Below are 17,854 nucleotides of genomic sequence, written 5' to 3' on the forward strand. Positions count from 1 at the left end.
CGCCAGCGCTACGGCGGGGCTCATCGGTGCCCGATCGAGCGGGACCCCGAGGACAGGATGCGCCTGATCCATGCGGCACCCGCCAGTTCGAAGGCGAGCGCACCCAACAGCGCCATGACGCCGCCCGGCGAGGCCAACGCGCCAAGCAGCCGAGGGTCGACCATCGAGCCGAGCGCCAGAAACAGCGGCGGGAGGGCGGCGAGCACCCAGGCGGAGTAGCGGGCCTGGGACGTTTGGGCAGCGAGTTCGGCGCTGACCGCCGTGCGGTCGCGTACGGTGCCGGCGACACCGTCGAGCGCATCGGCGGTTCGACCCCCGTGGCGGGCGGCCATGCGCAGCGCTGCCACCAGCAGCGCTCGTTCGGCCGACCCGCCGACCCCAAATGCCCTCAGTGCGTCGTCGACTGGTTCGCCCCGACGAAGCAACGTGCCCATGGCGGCCAGGTCGGCGCCCAGCGGCTCGGCCGTGGTCGTGGCGCCGACAAGCGACTCGGGCAGCGACGCCCCCGATCGCAGCTGGGCGGCCAACCGTTCGGCCAGCTCGCCCACCGCCCCCTGCTCGTCATCCACCCGGCGGGCCCCGGCCCCCGCGTCTGTGCGCCAGCGGCCTCGGCGCTGGCCACCACCCGCTCGATCGGTCTCGCCAGGGCGCGTGCGTGCTCGACGGCTCGGGTGACCGGTGGCCAGGACCACGGCCGTCACCGCTGCCCCCGCCACCAGCACCGCCATCGCCCACGGTCCCAGACCGCCGCTCATCGGCCGACCGCCTCGATCTCGACCCCGGGGGTGAGTTCCTCGAACTCGGGGGATTCGGCCGACCCGGCCACGCGCCACACGCCGGTGACCGATCGGGCGCCGTCGCCCCGCCGGGCCACGCCGACGAGGACGTCGATCGCCGCATGCAGGCGGCGACGGATGCCGGCGACGCCGAGGCCGGGTGCCCCGAGCAGCGTCATCGATTCGAGCCGGTCGAGTGCCTCGGCCGGCGAGCCGGCGTGCACGGTGGACAGGCCGCCGTCGTGCCCGGTCGACAGGGCGGTGACCAGGTCGGCCGCCTCCCCGCCCCGCACCTCGCCGACGATCAGTCGGTCGGGGCGCAGCCTCAGTGCGGTGCGCACCAGGTCGCCCAGCTCGACCGAACCCGACCCCTCGGCGTTGGCCCGGCGGGCCTCCAGACGCACCAGGTGGCGGCCGGGCGGAGCCAGTTCGGCGGTGTCCTCGACGACGACCAGCCGCTCCTCCGGAGGCAGCCGGGCACACAAGGCGTCGAGGAGGGTGGTCTTGCCCGCCCCGGTTCCACCGAACACAACCGTGTTGTACCGGCGAGCGATCACCGCTTCGAGCGCAGCCTCCACCCGGGGCGACGCGAACCGGTCGAGCGGCACCGCCCGAACCTCGAAGCGACGGTAGGCGAGCACGGGGCCGCCGAGGGCCACCGGCGGAACAACCACCGCCACCGCGTGCCGTCGGCCATCGCAGCATCGGCGATGGGCGGCGCGGGGTCGACGCGCCGACCGAGCGGTCCGAGCGTGCGCTCGACCAGCCGGGCGACATCGCCCGCATCGAGGACGACCGAGGTGCGCTCGAGGGCACCGGCGTTCGATCCACACCGGCCCGGGGCCGTTGACCAACACGTCGGTCACGCCGGGGGTCGCGAGCAGCGCGGCAACCGCCCCAAGTCCGACCAGCTCGGCGTGAACGCCGCTGAGCAGCTCGGCGCTCTCAGCCTCGTCGATCAGCGGGTCGGCACGATGGAGCACCGCTTTGACCTCGTCGAGCGTCCAGTCCCCATCGGGTCGGCTGGCTTCGAGCAGCTCGCGCACCCGGGCGATCAGCGGCGGCGACACCGCCGCTGCGCCCATGCGGGGCCGGTTCCGCAGGACATCGGCATCGCCTGTCATGTCACACCCCCGAACGCCGAGCCGGCCCGGCGAGCGGTGTGCACAACGTCGACAAGCTGGCGCTCCAGACGCCGAGGCAGCCGCGAGGTCAACAATCCGGAATCGGTCGCCCGGGCGACCGCCGGGTCGATCTCAACGGTACCCACCACCGGCGCGCCGACGGTCGTCTCCAGGTCGGCCGCCACCAGCGCCCGCCGAGGCTCACGCAGAAACACGATCGCGCCGGCGGCCAGGTCGAGCCGACCGAAGCGGCGCAACGCCAGGTAGCAGGCCCGCACGACGACGATGTTGGTCGCAGCCGCTCGCACGGCCTGGCGGCTGAGGTCGGCCCCGTAGGCGAGGCGGAGGGCGCCCGGGGCAGGCGCCGGGACGCCCGCATCGACGAGCACCAGATCGGCCAAGCCGTCGATCGCGCCCCACAGTTCGACCACCCGGGATGGGCGGGCCACCTCGGGGGCATCGGTCGGCCGAGGCCGAACCGACGGCGGCCCGCCGCCCCGGGGGATGAGCGTCAACCCATCGATGACCTCGATCGCAGTTCTTCCCAGCGCCTGTGGGGACGCCCGGGACCCGAGCCAGTCGAGCACCCCAACCGAGCCAACACCCTCGACGCCGAGCACCGCCGGCTGATCGCCGGCAAGGTCGACGATCGCCACGCTGGCACCGTCATGTCGGAGGTGCGCCAGCGCCAGAGCGGCGACTGTCACGCTGAGGCCCTGGCCCCCTTTGGGGGACCACACGGTGATCATGGGAAAACTCCTGAACCGTTCGACCGGTGGTGGTCGAGCACCTCTCAGCATCCCCATGCGACACGACCGTGTCATTGGGCCGCCCTCCCGGGCCGGTCGCACCGGTCGGCTCACCCGGGGCAGGCGCGAATCGGACCCGGCCATCTGGCCGGGCCCGATTCGATTGCGTGGCGGAGGTGGACGGGAATCGAACCCGCCGGACGAGGATCGCCCGTCCCGACCGCTTTGAAGGCGGCGGAGCCCACCAGGTACCCGGACACCTCCACGACTGTGTTTACCGAACGGCGCGATCGCTGCGCTGTGCGGACGGGAGGCCGCTCGGCCTCCGAGTCGTCGGACCTTAGACGGCCAGCAGGTCGCGGGCACCGGTGTCCGAGGACGGATGGCGCAGCTTGCTCATCGCACGGGCCTCGATCTGGCGAATGCGCTCCCGTGTGAGGTTGAAGTGCTCCCCTACCTCCTCGAGGGTGCGGGGCTCGCCCCGGTCGAGGCCGAAGCGCAGCTTCAGGATCTCGCGCTCGCGCTGGTCGAGCGGGGACAGCAGCCGGGAGATCTCCTCGGGCAGCAGCGCGGTGGCGGCCACCTCAAAGGGGGACTCGGCCGAGCGGTCCTCGACCACGTCGCCCAGTTCGGCGTCGCCGTCCTCCCGAAGTGGCTCGGACAGCGACAGCGGCTCGGCGGCGAAGCGCAGCGCCTCGGTCACCTTCTCCTCGGGCATCTCAACCTCGGCGGCCAACTCGAGCAGGGTGGCCGGACGGCCCAGCTTCAGCTCGAGGCGGGCACGGGCCTTCTGCAACCGGGCCAGGGTGTCGCCCGCGTGAACCGGCAGACGGATCGTGCGACCGGTGTTGGCGATGCCGCGGGTGATCGCCTGGCGGATCCACCAGGTGGCATAGGTGGAGAACTTGAAGCCCTTGCGCCAGTCGAACTTCTCGACGGCGTGCATCAGGCCGAGGTTGCCCTCCTGGATCAGGTCGAGCAGCGGCAGTCCGGACGCCTGATACTTCTTGGCGATCGACACGACGAGACGAAGGTTCGACTGCACGAAGGTCTGCTCGGCGGCGTCACCCTTGCGGGCGGCGCGCCGAAGCTCGCGCTTCTTGGCCGGAGTCAACGTGACCTCGGGGTTGTCCAGTTGGCCGCGCGCGTCGGCGCCCTTTTCGATCACCTGGGCGAGGCGCACCTCGTCGTCCTTGGTGAGCAGCGGATACTGGCCGATGTCGGTGAGGTAGAGGCGGACAAGGTCCTCCTCGTCGCGCTCTACGCGATCTTTCGCCACGTGGTTCCTTTCGGTGCTGAGAGTGAGTGCTGAGTGCTGGTGCGGGGTTCGGGTGAACGGCCAACCGGCTCCTCGGCCAAAACCTCGCTGCGGTCGCGCTGGTCGCACTCTGGACGACGCGACATTGCGGTGCTGCTGGTCGTGACAGGGGTTGGGGTCGGGCGCCCAAGCGGAGCATGGGTCGGTCGGTGTGCCATTCCGGCCTGGGCAATGTGCAGGATACGTTCGACGTCAAGGGCATCCCACCCCGGGGAGCCGTCAAGCGTGCTCCGAACGGCCTGCGCTCACTGCGGCTCGACCCATGCCGACAGCGTGGCGGTGGCGGTCGGGCTGCACCCGAGCGCACCCAACTTCCCACTCACCGCAAGGAAATCGGAGGTGGCGTCGCCCAGCGAGCGTTCGGCGCTTCGCCGCACGACGACGCCCGCCGGCCCGTCGGCCAGCCGCACCAGGGTGCGATATCCCACCATCAACCTGGGCAATATCATTTGTGCGGTGACCCCCAAAGCGGCCACTGACGTCGGTTCATCCCACCGCTCACCGTCGGTCGGCCCCAAGGCGCGGTCGGCGGCGAGCACCTCGCCGATGAGCCCCCCCAAGGGGTCGTCGGCCCCGGCCGGGGTGGCGGATCGGCGGCAGCACCGTCGAGGCCTCCACGCCGGGCGGGCCACAACTCGCGCTTACGCTCGGCGCGCCAGCGTGGTGAGCGCTCACCGGGCCGAGCGCTGCGGTCACCCCATCGACCGTGGCGGCGACCGACCAGCGGCCCACCGACACACAACACTGATGCTCGGCCCAGGCCAAGCTCAGCGTCCAGGCGGCCAGGTCGTCACCGGTCATGGGGTCGAGACGTGACGGGCGGCGTCGTGGGCATCGCCGAGCAGATCGAGCAGGTTCACCCCGACGCCGGCGTAGGCGGCGATCGACCCGGCGACCTCGTCGAACGCTGGGCGGGCGCGCCCGGCGACGTAGAGGCGCGCAGGACCAGTTGCGCCGAGCGCGTTCACCGCCGCCTCGCCCCACTCGTCGTAGACGGCGTCGGAGGAGCAGACGATCGCCAGCGATGCGCCGCAGTCGACAAACGCGCTCGCCAGCGCCTCAGGGCTGTCGAACCCGGCGTTGTCCAGCGCCTCGATACCGCCCGCCTCCTGAAGGCGTTGCGGGCCCAGGAGGCTCGGGCGGTATGGACCGCCGCCGGGCCGAGGTTGGCCAGAAATACCTGGGGCGGGCGCCGGTTGCGGCGAGCGTGTCGTCGCTGCGCTGACGCAGCGCCTCCCAGTCCTCGGCCCAGCGCACCGGCGTCAGGGGGGCGGGCAGCACGGTGTCCGGGGCGAGCAGCGCAGCACCGTCGGCCGGATGAGCCCAGGCGTCGAGCGCCGCCCGGCGCAGCCCGTCGAGGTCGGGGGCGGGGCGGTGCACGGGTTCCTCGTCGAGCAGCGGGAACTCCGACACCCCGGTGATGGGCCGAGCCCGGGTCGCCACCTGCTCCAGCGTGGCGGTGCGTTCACGGGCGATCTCGTCGCCCCACCACCCGGAGGTGAGCGCCGCCACCATGCCCCCACCCCCCTCGATCTGTTGGAACGTTTCCCAGGCTGCAGTGCACAGCGAGTCGGTCAGCGACTCGACGTACCACGAGCCCCCGGCGGCGTCGACGACCCGTCCCAGTCCGGACTCCTCCTGGGCGAGCAGCTGGGTGTTGCGGGCCATGCGGCGGGCGAAACCGTCGCTGTGCCCGCCGAGCGACGCATCAAACGGCGCCACCGTGATCGATTCGGCGCCGCCGAGCGCGCCGGCCACGGTGGCGGCGGTGCCGCGCAGCAGGTTCACCCACGGGTCACGCCGAGTGAGCATCGCCGAGGAGGTCCGTGCGTGCACCGAGGCGGCGGCGGCCGCTTCGCTGGCCCCGGCCGCCAGCGCGAGGTGGCTCCAGCACCGGCGGGCGGCGCGCAGCAGCGCGATGCCTCCCCAGATGTCTGCGTCGAGGGCGACCGTGATCGTGACCTGGGCCAACGCCTGGTCCAGGCTCAGCCCACCGTCGGTCACCGCATCGAGCACCTGGCGGCCGGTGGCCAGCATCGTCGCCAACTGTTGGGTCGGCGTGGCCCCGGCCTCGGCGTAGGTGCCGGTGTCGATACCGAGGGCGCTGACGTCGGGCCCAGCGCCTCTGAGGGGTCGATGCCCCGCCGCTGCCAGACCCCCACCAACAGCTCGGCGGCACACTCGAAGGAAGCGCCGGCGTCGAGCGCCACCGGAGCCGCCTCCAGGACGACTCCTTCGAGCGCAGCGTCGAGGGCGTCGACCTCCAGGGCGAGCAGGCCGTCCACGCCGGCGGCGGCCTGCCAGGCCTCGTCGCCAGGCGCGAGGCCGCGGCGGGCGGCCTGGTCGAATCGGATGGTCAGGCTGGACGCCCCACCGGTCAGGTCGCCGAGGGCGTCGGCAGACGCCGTCCCCGGGTCGGCCGCGTCGATCACGCAGCGGATGTCCCAGGTGCCCTGGGCTCGACCGGCCGGGGCCACGCCCCGGGTGAAGGGCGCCTGGCCGGGAAACCCGGCGGCGTCGGCGACCGTCCCCACGGGGGCGCTGATAGAGCGGCCCCACCTCGATCCCGTCGCGCCGGGTGGTGACGATCGTGTCGATCGGGCGGCCGCGCAGCGTCTTGTCGACCAGGGCCAACCATTCGCTCTCGTCGGGCGCTTCGAAGGCTGCGGCCAACTCGTTGAGCTCCGGCCTGACATCGGTCGCCGGGCCATCCTTGGGCGGTTCGGCTGTTCCCCATGGTTCCACCTCGGCTCCGACGAACCCCCAGCGTAGAGAACGGCGGTTCCGAGCACGAAGGGGGCCGTCTCGGCCTCGGAATCTAGGATCGCCTGTCAGGTCCCCCTGACAACCCCCGGAGCCCCTTCGTGTTCGCCCAGATCCTCGCCCAGACCCCCAACTACATCCGTCGACACGGCACTTCTCATCGTGCGCGCCGTCTTCGGCCTCACCTTGGCCATGCACGGCTGGCAGAAATTCTTCACCGGCGGGCGCATGCCCGGTACCGCCGGGTGGTTCGACGGCATGGGGATGAAGCCGGGCAAGGTGATGGCCCCGCTGGCCGCAAGCACCGAGATCGGGGCGGGTTTGGGCTTCGCGATCGGGCTGCTGACGCCGCTGATGTCGGCCGGCTGTGTCGGCATCATGTTGGTGGCCGCTTGGACGGTGCACCGCGAGGGAGTTCTTCATCGTCAAAGGCGGCTGGGAGTACAACATGGTGCTCGCCACCGGCACGGTCGGCGTGGCCATGATCGGCCCGGGACGGTTTCCCTCGACCGGACGTTCGGCTTCGACGGCACGCTTCAGCGGCTGGCTCGGCCTAGCCCTGTCGGCCGGCCTCGGCATCGTCGGCGGTGTGAGCCTGCTCGCCGCCTTCTACCGGCCTCCGGCCCCCGAGTCCGATACTGCACCATGAACGGTTGGAAACATGAGCGGTCGGGAGCATGAGTAGCCGGGAGGCGAGCAACCGGGACCTGGGTCACCGGAGGGGCCGCTCGGGCCTGCAGGGTGTGCTCGACCGTCTCGGCGCGGGGAATCGCAGCCCGCGAACCCCGCCGAACACCACGAGCTGAGCACCAAGGACCTCGGTCGGCTTCACCGGGTGTTCGCCCGGCTGACCGATGCGCCTGAGCTGTCTGAACGTCGCCGGATCGCCGCCGAGCTGGTCACGATGTGGGCCAGGACGTGCCGTCGGCCCGCCCCAACCTGCTGCCGGCGTTGGCCCAACGGGCCCTTCCCGGCGCCGCCCAACGAGCCGATCTGGCCGCGCTGGGCAGCTCGACGCCAACCAGCGCCGACCAACAGGTCCTTCTCGATCTGCTGCGGGACGCCCAGCGGGCGATGCGCATGCCGGTCGACCCAATCCTCGACGAGCTGTGCGCGGCGCCGGGAGGGGTGCGCTTCCTTATCGAGCCGCGCCGCCGCCCTCGAGCTGGCCACGGGTGAGGCCGGCGCCGAGCCGATCCGCCAGCGGCCGCCCTGGAGGCGTGCCTGCTCGCTCGCCTGCGGGTGTTGATGACGCCCTCGCTGATCGAGATGCGGCGCTTGGACTGGGAGACGCCGGCCAGCCTGTTGCAGCGGGTGGCGGTACTGGAGAAGGTCCACCCGATCGAGTCGATCGAGCAACTGCGCGACCGCCTGGACGAGGACCGGGCGGCGTTTGCGCTGTTCCACCGGGCATGGACGACGAGCCGCTGGCCTTCGTGTGGGTTGCCTTCACCCGTGGCGTCCCCGACTCACTCGACCCGATCACCGACCCGGCTGCGCCCAGCGTCCCGCTCGAAAAGGCCGATACCGCCGTGTTCTGGAGCATTTCGGCGTCACAAACGGGGCTGTCCTCCCTGGGCCTGGGCAACGAGCTGATCAAGGCGGCGGTGCGCTGAGCTGCGTGTGTCGCAGCCCTCGTTGAGCACCTTCGTCACCCTGTCGCCGATCCCAACCCCTGGCCGCTCACGTCCTCGAGACGGTTGCGTGACGGCGACGCACGGGAACGAACCGCTCGGTCGACGACGTACAGCGCCTGCTCACCGACGAGGTCTGGTTGGTCAGCCACGAAGCCGACGAGCTGGCCTCCCCACTGCCGGGCCTGGCCGCCCGGTACCTGACCGACACCGGCGCCACCGGACGCTCACCCGACCCCGTCGCCAACTTCCATCTGGGTAACGGCGCCCGACTGATGCGGCTGTGCTGGGCGGCCAACCGGAGCCCCAGGGGCTCGGCCAGTCGCTGGGCATCATGGCCAACTACCTGTACGAGCCGCAGGAGGTCAGCGATCGCGCTCGTCACTACCGGGGTCAGGGTGTTGTGAGTGTTGGCGATGAGGTGGCTCGCCTTTTCGAGGGATCAAGCGAATGAGCGAGGCTCGCACGCGTTCCGGGGCCCGTTGGTCGGTATTGGGGCCCACCGGCTTCTCGTCGTCGTCCCCCCGACCGCTTTTCCGACGACGTCGGCCGGTTGAACCGCGACTGCGGTCAGTCCTGAGCTCACCACCTCGTGGCGCTGGAGGAACGCCGACAGGAACGCTTGGATGATCGCAGCCAGGGGCAGCGCCAGCAGCGCTCCAACCGGGCCGATCAGGCTGGCGCCGGCGATCACCGACCCGAAAGCCACCGCCGGGTGGATGTCCATGGTGCGTGCGGTCACCCTGGGGGCAAACAGGTAGTTCTCGATCTGTTGGTACACCGCGAAATAGATCAGCAACCCCAGCGCAGCGATCGGGTTGTTCACCAGGGCGATGAGCACCGGGAGCGCGCCGGCCAGGTAGGTGCCGACCACCGGCACGAACTGCGAGAGGATCCCCATCCACAGCGCAAGCGCCAGCGCATAGGGCACGCCGAGCAGCTCGAGCGCAATCCAGCTGAAGACCGTCGACAACGCCGCCAGTACCAGGCGGCTGTACAGGTAGCCGCCGGTCTTGGCGATCGCCAGCTCCCACAGGTCGAGCACCATGCGTTGGTGATCCTGTGGCAGGCGGGAGCAGATCGTGTTCCGGAACTTGGGCCCGTCGGCGGGTCAGGTAGAAGGCGAACAGCCCGATCGTCAGCAGCCGGAACACTGCGCCGACCGCCGTCGCCGACAGGGTGACCACCCGGCCGCCGACGTTGGTGGCCATCTTGGACAGGTCGCCCTGATAGGTCTCGGATTTGTCTCACCAGGTCGTCGGAGGTGACCTCGGTGTTGAAGCGGGTGTTCACCCAGTCCGTGACGTCCTGCACGTAGCGGGGGGCGTCGTCCACCAGGCGGCTGGTCTCGCTGATCACCAGGTCCACCATGGCGTAGGTCAGCATCGCTCCGCCCAGGACGACGACAACGAACACCAACCCGGTGGCGGCGCCGCGGCGCCAGCCGCGGTCGGCCAACCAGTTGACAGCCGGCTCGACGGCAAAGCTGACGAACAGCGCCACCATCAGCATCAACAACAGGTCGCGAAGCATGTAGATCGTGGCCCGCAAGAGCACCAGGCCGGCGACGGTCAGCGCCGTGTAGATCAGCGCCCGGGGAAACCAGGGTGGGGATGCGGTCGCCGAGCGGGCTGTGCGCTGCCTCGGTCCGGGGTTGTTGAAGCTGTGCCCAGCCCCGGTCGTCCAGCACGGCACGATCGCCCTGACCAGGTGCCTCTGCTGGTCCCGGTCCGCCGAGTGGCTGCCCGGCGAACCCGCTGCTCCCGAGTCGTTGCCGGCGTGGGACTCGTCCGGCGAGGAGTCCGGCGCTGTCTCCGCGCCGTCTGGGTGCGGCTTCGTAGGTTCGCGCGTCGCGCTGCCGGGTTCGGCCTCGTCGCTCATCGCCCCAGCTTGGCAGGTACCAACGCCCTCGGGGCACTTGCAGCGGTCGCCTTCGGCGGCGACCGGCTATCGGCCGAACATGCCCATCCATTCGGTGGCGTTACGCGGTGCGAACACAAAGTTGTGCTTGCGGGTCTCGCCCATCGGGGCAGAGGGTTCCGCCGAGTACATGTGACCCGGAAACAGCACGGTGTCGTCGGAGATGTTGGCCAGCCGCTGGGTGAGGCTTTCGTACAGCGCCGCCGGGTCGCCGCCGGGCAGGTCGGTGCGCCCGCACCCCTCCAGAAACAGGGTGTCGCCTGCGATCAGCTTGCCGTCGGCCAGAAAGCACTGGCTGCCCGGCGTGTGGCCCGGCGTGTGGATCAGCCGGACCGCCACCTCGCCCACCATCACCACGTCGCCCGAGGTGTGCGTGCGCAGCTGGCTCTCGGGCACCTCGGTGACGATCCGAAGCCATTCCTCCTCGTCGGCCTGGATGTGTACCGGCACGTCGACCCGTTCGAGCAGCTCGCGCACCCCAGCGATGCCGTGGCCCATCATGTCCCCGCCGCAGTGATCAGGGTGGTAGTGGGTCACCAGCGCGCCGGTGAGGGTCATGTCGTCGGCCTCGAGCACGTCGACCAGTTCGTTCGGCGCATAGGCCGGGTCGACCAGCACCGCCTCACCGGTCTCACGGTCGCCGATGGCGTACACGAAGTTGACCATCTGCCGGGCGATCGGGTCGTTCTTGGCGAAATCGCGCCCGGCCAGCAGCTGGCGGAAGTACACCCGGTCGGAAGCGGTCGGCGGGGCGGGGGTGGTATCGGACGAGTCGACTGGCAGGCCACCAGTGTGGTCGGCGCGCCGACGAGCGTGCGGCCAGCGGCCGGACACCGGCCGGGACACCGCCCATCTCAGCGCGTCGGGTCCCTGCCAACGAGCGCCTTGGACTCTTACTTCGTCGACCATCCAGGGTCGGTTCTAGAGTGACGCACGGAGGGATGGCAGAGCGGACGAATGCGAACGGTCTTGAAACCCGGGGGCGCAAAACCCCGCCCGCCCCCCCCCCCCCAACCTCCCTACGGGGTGAGGCCAGCTCGTGAGCACCCTCCGGCAGCCGGTTGACCAAGGTTGAGTGGACGAGCAGTGACCGTTGACAATCCACCGGTCGACGGGACCGCCACTCCCCGCCGAGAAGCGGTGCCTACTCGCCGAGGATCCGGGCCCTCTGTTCGGCGAACTCGGCCTCGGTCAGCAGCCCGAGGTCCTTCATCGCGACGAGCTGGGAGAGCAATTCCACCGGGTCCTTCTGCGGGCCGCCATGCATGAGCGGGGCGCCGACGCCGGCAGCTCCGGGTGTGATCACCATGGCTCCGTTCTGCTCGGCCCACTGCGGGCCTGGGGATGGCCTGGGGTCGCCGGTGGGGGGCCGCCGCCGACGTGATGAGCTGCTGGATGAAGTCGATCTGCCCCGCCGACTTGCCCTTCCCCTGCATCATCGCCGCGATGTTCGGTGCCGGATTACCGTCCAGCATGACGGCGTCGTGATCGTCGGGGTCGTAGATCACGGCCAAGTCCTGGCCCTCGGTGGGGATCGAGAGCTGCGCGAATCGAAAGCGTTCCTCCACCTCAAAGGCTGGTTCGTCCTGCGGCTCGACACGGAGCGTGAGCTTCAATGCGATCTCGGTGTTGGAGACGACGTTGTCGGAGCCGTGCGTGATGGCCATCCCCCGCTCACCTACGGCGACCACGGTGGCGGAAGCGCGACGTCCGTTCTGCTCGAGCTTCTTGCGTGTGCGGCGACTGGACTTTCCAAGCATGTATTCACGGTAAACCTATTGCGCCGCGATGCCCCCAAGGGCATCCGGCAAGGCTCGCCGGCCTGGCCCACCTGGGAAGAAGCACGAGCTCACCCCGCAACGATCCGCTGGTGTTGCTCACCGTGGCAGAACTCACCTGCCCCATCGGGCCGGAGAACCTTGAGCGGCTCATCAGAGGCGGGCGTGAACAGTCAGGGTGAACCGGTCCAAGACTGACGCGTCTCCTTCCCACGGCCGCCCTTGCTTGCGCGCGATTGAGGTGGTACCCGCGGCGATAACGCTCAGGGTCCAAGTGGTCACACCACCACCGCCCATTGCGCCGCTGGACGGCTCGTAGCCCGAGTTGGTCAGCACCAAGGAATCGCCGGTCACGGGCTCAAACTCCCACCGGTAGCCGGTCGTGGGATTGTCCGCCAGGCGCAGCAGGATCGTGTCGCCGACATCCGCTTCGATCGAGGTGCCGTCCTCAGCACTGGTCACTTCGATAGTGGCCATGGGCGTCACCCGGTCAGCGAGCCTGGGGTCACACCGTGACGCCGTAGGACTCGTTGAAGAACGCCGCCGCGATGTAAGCGGGCGATGCATAGCCGAAGCCCTTGTCGCCCCAGCCGGTACCCCAACTATTACGGATGATGAAGCGGCCGTTCGCCAGATAACCCACCACCGCGATCGCGTGACCACCGCGGACCGTGCCCGGCTGGAATTTGTCGAGGATGCCCTTGGTCGCGGTTGCGTTGCCCCACGTAGCGTCCACCGACACGCCAGCCAGGATCGGTCCGTGCGATGCCAGCCACGACTTCCACTTGGTCAGGTTCCGTTGCATGTTGAAGTACGCGGATATCTTGCGCTGGGCGGCCTCGGCGTAGAAGGCGTTCTCATCGCCGGTGTACATCTTGGTTGCCACGTGGAATGGCAGCACTTTGTTGGTGACCACGCCTCGTTTGCGGGCAATGTCCATGGCCGACTTCAGGGACGTGCCTGCCCCCTCGATGAATGACTCCGGAAGCGTGGTGTACTCGTCGGTCTCCTTGGACGCCATCCACACGAACCGCGGTGACAGCGGTTCGCTCTGACCAAGCTTGCCCGCTTGGACCATGTGGTATCGCAGCACACCCTCGGCCGTGGCCCAGCCGACGCACGATCCGGTGTCCTCTTGATCACCGACCGTCCACCACTTCTGGCGCAGATCGACCTTGGCCGGCAGTGCCGCCACGACCCCCAAGGCTCCGGAAGCCACCGCGTCCTCAAACTGCCAGTCCGCTTGGGTGTCATTCGAGGGCACCAGATTGCAGACCCGCTCATGGCGGGGGGGAGACGTCTTCGATGCCGCACGCTTTCGCTTTGGCTTGGCCGCCACCTTCTTGGCCACGCTCGTGGTCTTGCCCTTCGAACCTGCTGTTTTCGCCATCATCGCTCCCTCGGGTCACCGAGTCTGAGCCAGGGACGTCCCCTGCCCCGCGCGCATTTTCCATCGAAAATCCGATGGACGCAACCGCTTCACGGTCTCGATTCGTTGCCGGGCGAACCGGGCGCGCCCAAGCACTCACCAACCGCTGCGAGGTGGCCACCGTTGAAGTGGTGTCCGTGTGCGGCGAAACGGCCAGGCTCGGTTGATGGGTGGACTCGCCGGCCTCGAAACTCGGAGGGTTGGCGGGTTGAGCCGTCGACGCAACTGCGCCAGGACAACATCGACCGGTGCGTTGCCAACCTGTCGATCGGGCAGGCCGGCCACTCCCACGGGGCCGCCCGGCTGAGACGACGCTCGCTTTGGGATGATTAGAGGTCAGGGGGTGGCCCGTCATCGTCCCAAAGGATCCGTGCCCGCCCTGCTGGGAAGACGGGCCCATCGACCTGCTCGCTCCTTCCGTTTACACAGTGGAGAGGCCACCGTCGACGGCGAGGATCTGCCCGGTGACGTAGCTGGCCTTGTCGCTGAGGAGGAACACCACCGGCGCAGCCACTCCCAAGCCGTGCCCTGCCGGCGAAGGGCCACCAACGCCTCGGTGCGGCCGGGCCGTCCCCTGCTGGCAGACGCCCCACTGGAGTGTCGATCAACCCGGGTGCGACCACGTTGGCCCGGATTCCCCGCCGAGCGCCCTCGAAGGCGACGTGGCGTCCGAGGCCGGCCTATGCCCACGTTGAGCACCAGGCCGTGCCGTCGCCCAGGGTTCGGCGCAGGCGACCGGTGCCGGGTCGGGGGGGGTGGCGAGGCGCGGTGCCAGGTCGGTGCCGGGGTCACGTCGGTCGTCATCGGGGCAGCCCTTCGACGCCGGCTTCTCTGGCGATGCGCAGGGAGTTCAGCGTGAAACCGACCAGGTGGTACTGGCCGACGACCATGCACACCTCGATCAGCTGTTGCTCGTCGTACAACTCGGCCAGCCCGGCCCAGGTGTCGTCACCGATGATGCTGTCGGCGTGCAGCTCATCGGCCGCCCGGACCAGGAGCTCGTCGCCCGCCGACCGCTCGACGGCGTCGAACGACGCCAGGGCAGCCATCTCGTCGTCGGTCAGGCCGGCGAGGCGCCCCAGCAGGAGGTGGTGGCCCCATTCGTAATCGGCCTCGGTGTTGGCGGCGGTGCGCAGGATGAGCACCTCTCGGTCCCGAGCGGGCAGCGCCCCACCTGCCAGCAGCATGCCGCCGAAGGCGGACCAGCGCTTGAGCAGCCTTGGGTGGTGAGCGAGGGTGGCGAACAGGTTCATGTCGTCGGCTTCGGGATCGAAGCGAAGCGACCGGACCAGCTCGTCGGTGCGTGCATCGCGCTCCTCGGGAGCCAACGGCGCTATGCGAGGTGTGTCGGTCACGGTCGTCATCATGACGCGTCGGGCGCCGGCATGCCTTCCAAGCGGCGGCGTCGTGGGGCAGCACGATGAACGTTGGGTATCTTATGGGGGTCGCAAGTTTCGGCTGCGTCACGACCCGGGTACCCCACTGGAGCGAGAGATGACAGGCAACGAGTTCACGGTCGCCCACGAGCGATCAGAGGACGGCATCGTGTTGGTACTCCGAGGAGAGCTTGATATGACGACGGCTCCGCTCGTGGAGGCCGCCGTCGATGAGGCAGCCAACGACGGCGCCGACGGGCTCAGCTTCGATCTGGAATCGGTGGGCTTCATCGACTCCTCCGGGCTGCGTTCGCTCCTTCAGGCCCGTCAGCGCTTTGGTGATCGCAACGACTCGGTCACCCTGCTCTCTCCGCAACGGGCCGCACTGCGCCTCCTCGAGGTTGCCGGCGTGCTCGACCATTTTGCGATCGAGAGGCTGGACTGAACCATGTTGGATGCCGACGAGATCCAAGCAACCGATGCGGGCGATGACGCCGCACGGCGGGCGATTGCCGGGCCCATCACGTTGGGTTTCCCCGCCCGACCCGAGCCGGTGCGCTTGGCCCGCCTGGTCGGCGCTGCGGTCGCTGGATCGGTCGACGCCTCACTCGACGACATCGAAGACCTGCGCATCGCCGTCGGAGAGGCCTGCACCATGCTGGTCGGCCACGCCACGCCATCCGCCCGCGTCGAGATTACGATCGAACCCCGCGCCGAGGCCATCGATTTCAGCGCCCAGCTGCGCGGCGGCCTCCGGCCGGACCCCCAGGTGGACGACCTCGCCCAGCTCGTGCTGCGCTCGCTGGCCGACGACGTCGATTTTCGCCTCGACGCCGATGAGGCGGCGCTGACGTTCTCGTGGCCGATCGCCGGAGCGGCGAGCAGCGGATCCTCGAGCGGCAGATGACCGACGAGGCCATTGCGGCCCGCACCAAACGCCGCAGCCGCTCCGAACTCCGTCGTGCCGACAACGATCAGCTGTTGGAATGGTGGGTGGCCGACCGCAGCGAAGAGGTTCGCTCCGAGCTGGCCGTCCGCTACCAGCAGATGGCCAAAAACCTGGCGTCGCGTTTTGCCAACCGAGGTGAGAGCCGAGAGGACCTGGCCCAGGTGGCCGCCTACGGCATCCTCAAGGCGCTGGACCGGTACACGCCCGACCGGGGCGGAACCTTCGAGAGCTACGCCGTGCCGACCGCCGTCGGGGAGATCAAACGTCATTTCCGTGACCACTCCTGGGGCTCGAAGGTGTCGCGGGGCGTCAAGGACCTGATGCCACGTGTGCGCCAGGCGGAGGAATCGCTGACCGCCCGTCTCGACCGCAGCCCCACCGTGCCCGAGGTGGCGGCCGAGTCCAACCTTCCAATCGAGACGATCCACGAGGTGCTCGAGGCCAGGCGCATGTACCGGCCCAACAGCTTGGAGGGCCGCCCCGAGGGCTCACCCGACCCGGCGGTCGGCGATATCGGCGTCACCCGGGCGGTCGACCGGATGACGATCGAGGCCCTCCTGGAACGCCTGCCGGAACGAGAACGCACCATCCTTGAACTGCGATTTTTCGAGGAGTTGAACCAGAGCGACATCGCCGAACGGGTCGGTGTCAGCCAAATGCATGTTTCACGATTGATACGACGGGCACTTGAACGTCTAGCGACGCTCGCCGATCAAACCGACCAAGTGAACTGACTGGCTGATGAACCTCTTGATCTGCTCACCTTCCACCTTCTCGACCATCTTCGAGCGGCTCTGTGAGGACCACGAGTGGGCCTGCACGTTGGTCGAAGCCTTCGAGGACGGCCTGCTGAGCGATCACCAGCTTCCCGATGGCACGCTGGTGATCAACCCGCAGGAGGACTGGCCCCTGCACCGCATCCTCACCAGCATTCGCAAGGTGGCCCCCACCTCGCTGATAGCCGGCGCCTATCTGGATGCCTCCGACGACTCGGTCCTCTCCGAAGACCAGATCGAGAAATGGGTCGCCCGGACCGTGGCCGGCCGAGGTCTGGCCCCGGAATCCTGGGCCGATGACTTTGAGACGCTTCGCCTGGACGATGGCGGATCACCGGCCGAGGTTCGTCAGTGGGTGGTTGAACGCCTGGACGATTGGGGCCTGGATGACCTCACGATGGACGCCGCTTTGGTCGCCTCGGAGCTGACGACCAACGCCCTCACCTCGCGCAACGATTGGCAGGCGAATGATCCGATCGACGTCGAGTTGGCTCGCCTCGACCAAACCGCGCTGCTCTCGGTGATCGACACGACGCCCGACCTGCCCACCCCGCTCCCGCTGGCCGACGCCCGCATCTCCGGCCGCGGGCTGCACATCGTGTCCGAGTTGGCTCAGTGGTGGGGGGTTACCTCCTGGGATGCGTCCAAGGTTGTGTGGGCCGAGCTGGCCGCCTGACCCGTGCGGGTCGGACTTTTCCGGTTAGGGCAGCCCGCCGCCGGGTAACCCCTACCCGAACGCTTCCCTATCGACCCGGAGGTCACCAATGAGCGAACACGGCGAAGTATCTGATTCCACCACCGAAGCGGACGAGGTTGATGCCCGGACGACCGGCGCCGCCGACCGGGCCGCCACCCCCGAGGAAGCCCAGATGGCCGACCAGCACGGCGACGCTCTGACCGACTCGGTGCGCGAGCACGAGGAAGAGATGATGGAGACCGGCGCCAACGTGAAGGGCGAGGGCGAAGTCTGAGATCCCGCCCTCACGCCGGCACCACGCTAGTGAGCGCCGGGTCTGCGTCGGGCCGGGTGGCTCCGCTACGCTGGCTCCCACCTTGGAGAGGTGCCAGAGCCAGGTCGATCGGGCCTCCCTGCTAAGGAGGTGAAGGGGCAACCCTTCCGTGGGTTCAAATCCCACCCTCTCCGCACGACGATGTCGTAGGACATCACGAGCCTCCGAACCGACTGGTTCGGGGGCTCTGCCGTTGTCTCGCTATCGGCAAGGTGGGTGGATATTTCCGCTGTTGAGTGGATAAACTCGGGA

Annotated in this window: 19 protein-coding genes, 2 tRNA genes and 4 pseudogenes; 10 read left to right on the forward strand and 15 right to left on the reverse strand. The window is 69.3% G+C overall.

The genetic code is table 11. From position 1 onward, the window contains the following. Positions 1–20 precede the first annotated feature (20 nt). The 7 genes and pseudogenes from IPN02_08220 to IPN02_08250 form a co-directional block, all read right to left on the reverse strand. Positions 21–755: a type II secretion system F family protein gene (locus IPN02_08220; GenBank protein MBK9296814.1), complete on the reverse strand. Its 735-nt coding sequence runs from the start codon at positions 753–755 to the stop codon at positions 21–23. Further along, on the reverse strand, positions 752–1,900 hold the full coding sequence (locus tag IPN02_08225) for a CpaF family protein (protein MBK9296815.1): 1,149 nt from the start codon (positions 1,898–1,900) through the stop codon (positions 752–754). Before IPN02_08225 ends, IPN02_08220 begins: the two co-directional genes overlap by 4 nt. After that, a complete protein-coding gene (locus IPN02_08230; GenBank protein ID MBK9296816.1) occupies positions 1,897–2,649 on the reverse strand; it encodes a hypothetical protein in 753 nt (250 codons plus the stop codon). Before IPN02_08230 ends, IPN02_08225 begins: the two co-directional genes overlap by 4 nt. 168 nt (positions 2,650–2,817) lie before the next feature. Continuing rightward, positions 2,818–2,913: transfer RNA gene (locus IPN02_08235), tRNA-Sec, on the reverse strand. A gap of 76 nt (positions 2,914–2,989) precedes the next feature. Continuing rightward, positions 2,990–3,928: a sigma-70 family RNA polymerase sigma factor gene (locus tag IPN02_08240; protein MBK9296817.1), complete on the reverse strand. Its 939-nt coding sequence runs from the start codon at positions 3,926–3,928 to the stop codon at positions 2,990–2,992. Positions 3,929–4,212: 284 nt separating this feature from the next. Continuing rightward, positions 4,213–4,527 carry a hypothetical protein gene (locus IPN02_08245; protein MBK9296818.1) on the reverse strand — a complete coding sequence of 105 codons (315 nt, stop codon included), beginning with the start codon at positions 4,525–4,527 and terminating at the stop codon, positions 4,213–4,215. Between the two features lie 237 nt (positions 4,528–4,764). Beyond that, positions 4,765–6,640 (reverse strand): annotated as a pseudogene (locus IPN02_08250) (hypothetical protein). 282 nt (positions 6,641–6,922) lie between these two features. Here IPN02_08250 and IPN02_08255 point away from each other — a divergent pair. From IPN02_08255 to IPN02_08270, 4 genes and pseudogenes are all read left to right on the forward strand, one after another. After that, a pseudogene (locus IPN02_08255) lies at positions 6,923–7,379 on the forward strand (DoxX family protein). Between the two features lie 257 nt (positions 7,380–7,636). Further along, on the forward strand, positions 7,637–7,909 hold the full coding sequence (locus tag IPN02_08260) for a hypothetical protein (protein MBK9296819.1): 273 nt from the start codon (positions 7,637–7,639) through the stop codon (positions 7,907–7,909). 69 nt (positions 7,910–7,978) lie between these two features. Then, the gene (locus tag IPN02_08265; protein MBK9296820.1) at positions 7,979–8,326 is read left to right on the forward strand and encodes a malonyl-CoA decarboxylase family protein; all 348 of its coding nucleotides are present in this window, start codon (positions 7,979–7,981) and stop codon (positions 8,324–8,326) included. Between the two features lie 178 nt (positions 8,327–8,504). Continuing rightward, entirely contained in the window at positions 8,505–8,771 is a 267-nt protein-coding gene (locus tag IPN02_08270) for a malonyl-CoA decarboxylase family protein (protein MBK9296821.1), read from the forward strand. 35 nt (positions 8,772–8,806) lie between these two features. Here the strand turns inward: IPN02_08270 and IPN02_08275 are convergent. The 8 genes and pseudogenes from IPN02_08275 to IPN02_08310 form a co-directional block, all read right to left on the reverse strand. Beyond that, a pseudogene (locus IPN02_08275) lies at positions 8,807–9,575 on the reverse strand (AI-2E family transporter). Positions 9,576–9,756: 181 nt separating this feature from the next. Continuing rightward, positions 9,757–10,245 (reverse strand): annotated as a pseudogene (locus IPN02_08280) (hypothetical protein). 66 nt (positions 10,246–10,311) lie between these two features. Then, on the reverse strand, positions 10,312–11,193 hold the full coding sequence (locus tag IPN02_08285; GenBank protein ID MBK9296822.1) for an MBL fold metallo-hydrolase: 882 nt from the start codon (positions 11,191–11,193) through the stop codon (positions 10,312–10,314). Between the two features lie 235 nt (positions 11,194–11,428). Beyond that, positions 11,429–11,590, reverse strand: coding sequence for an SHOCT domain-containing protein (locus tag IPN02_08290; GenBank protein MBK9296823.1), 162 nt, complete (start codon positions 11,588–11,590; stop codon positions 11,429–11,431). Positions 11,591–12,215: 625 nt separating this feature from the next. After that, a complete protein-coding gene (locus IPN02_08295) occupies positions 12,216–12,548 on the reverse strand; it encodes a protease inhibitor I42 family protein (protein ID MBK9296824.1) in 333 nt (110 codons plus the stop codon). A 19-nt stretch (positions 12,549–12,567) separates the two neighbouring features. Then, the gene (locus IPN02_08300) at positions 12,568–13,452 is read right to left on the reverse strand and encodes a C1 family peptidase (GenBank protein MBK9296825.1); all 885 of its coding nucleotides are present in this window, start codon (positions 13,450–13,452) and stop codon (positions 12,568–12,570) included. Between the two features lie 460 nt (positions 13,453–13,912). After that, positions 13,913–14,011: an SDR family oxidoreductase gene (locus IPN02_08305; GenBank protein MBK9296826.1), complete on the reverse strand. Its 99-nt coding sequence runs from the start codon at positions 14,009–14,011 to the stop codon at positions 13,913–13,915. Between the two features lie 280 nt (positions 14,012–14,291). Next, on the reverse strand, positions 14,292–14,846 hold the full coding sequence (locus IPN02_08310) for a carboxymuconolactone decarboxylase family protein (protein ID MBK9296827.1): 555 nt from the start codon (positions 14,844–14,846) through the stop codon (positions 14,292–14,294). A 139-nt stretch (positions 14,847–14,985) separates the two neighbouring features. On the opposite strand from IPN02_08310, the gene IPN02_08315 reads away from it, so the two are divergent. From IPN02_08315 to IPN02_08340, 6 genes are all read left to right on the forward strand, one after another. Next, entirely contained in the window at positions 14,986–15,312 is a 327-nt protein-coding gene (locus IPN02_08315) for an STAS domain-containing protein (protein ID MBK9296828.1), read from the forward strand. Between the two features lie 3 nt (positions 15,313–15,315). Next, positions 15,316–15,774 carry an ATP-binding protein gene (locus IPN02_08320; GenBank protein ID MBK9296829.1) on the forward strand — a complete coding sequence of 153 codons (459 nt, stop codon included), beginning with the start codon at positions 15,316–15,318 and terminating at the stop codon, positions 15,772–15,774. Continuing rightward, on the forward strand, positions 15,726–16,550 hold the full coding sequence (locus IPN02_08325; GenBank protein MBK9296830.1) for a sigma-70 family RNA polymerase sigma factor: 825 nt from the start codon (positions 15,726–15,728) through the stop codon (positions 16,548–16,550). The genes IPN02_08320 and IPN02_08325 overlap by 49 nt, the downstream gene beginning before the upstream one ends. A 7-nt stretch (positions 16,551–16,557) precedes the next feature. Then, complete coding sequence (locus IPN02_08330; GenBank protein MBK9296831.1) at positions 16,558–17,268, forward strand: ATP-binding protein; 711 nt, start codon at positions 16,558–16,560, stop codon at positions 17,266–17,268. Between the two features lie 88 nt (positions 17,269–17,356). Further along, on the forward strand, positions 17,357–17,563 hold the full coding sequence (locus IPN02_08335) for a hypothetical protein (protein MBK9296832.1): 207 nt from the start codon (positions 17,357–17,359) through the stop codon (positions 17,561–17,563). 84 nt (positions 17,564–17,647) lie between these two features. Next, positions 17,648–17,736, forward strand: a tRNA-Ser gene (locus tag IPN02_08340). Positions 17,737–17,854 lie beyond the last annotated feature (118 nt).

The sequence above is a fragment of the Candidatus Microthrix subdominans genome, assembly GCA_016719385.1.
Lineage (GTDB): Bacteria > Actinomycetota > Acidimicrobiia > Acidimicrobiales > Microtrichaceae > Microthrix > Microthrix subdominans.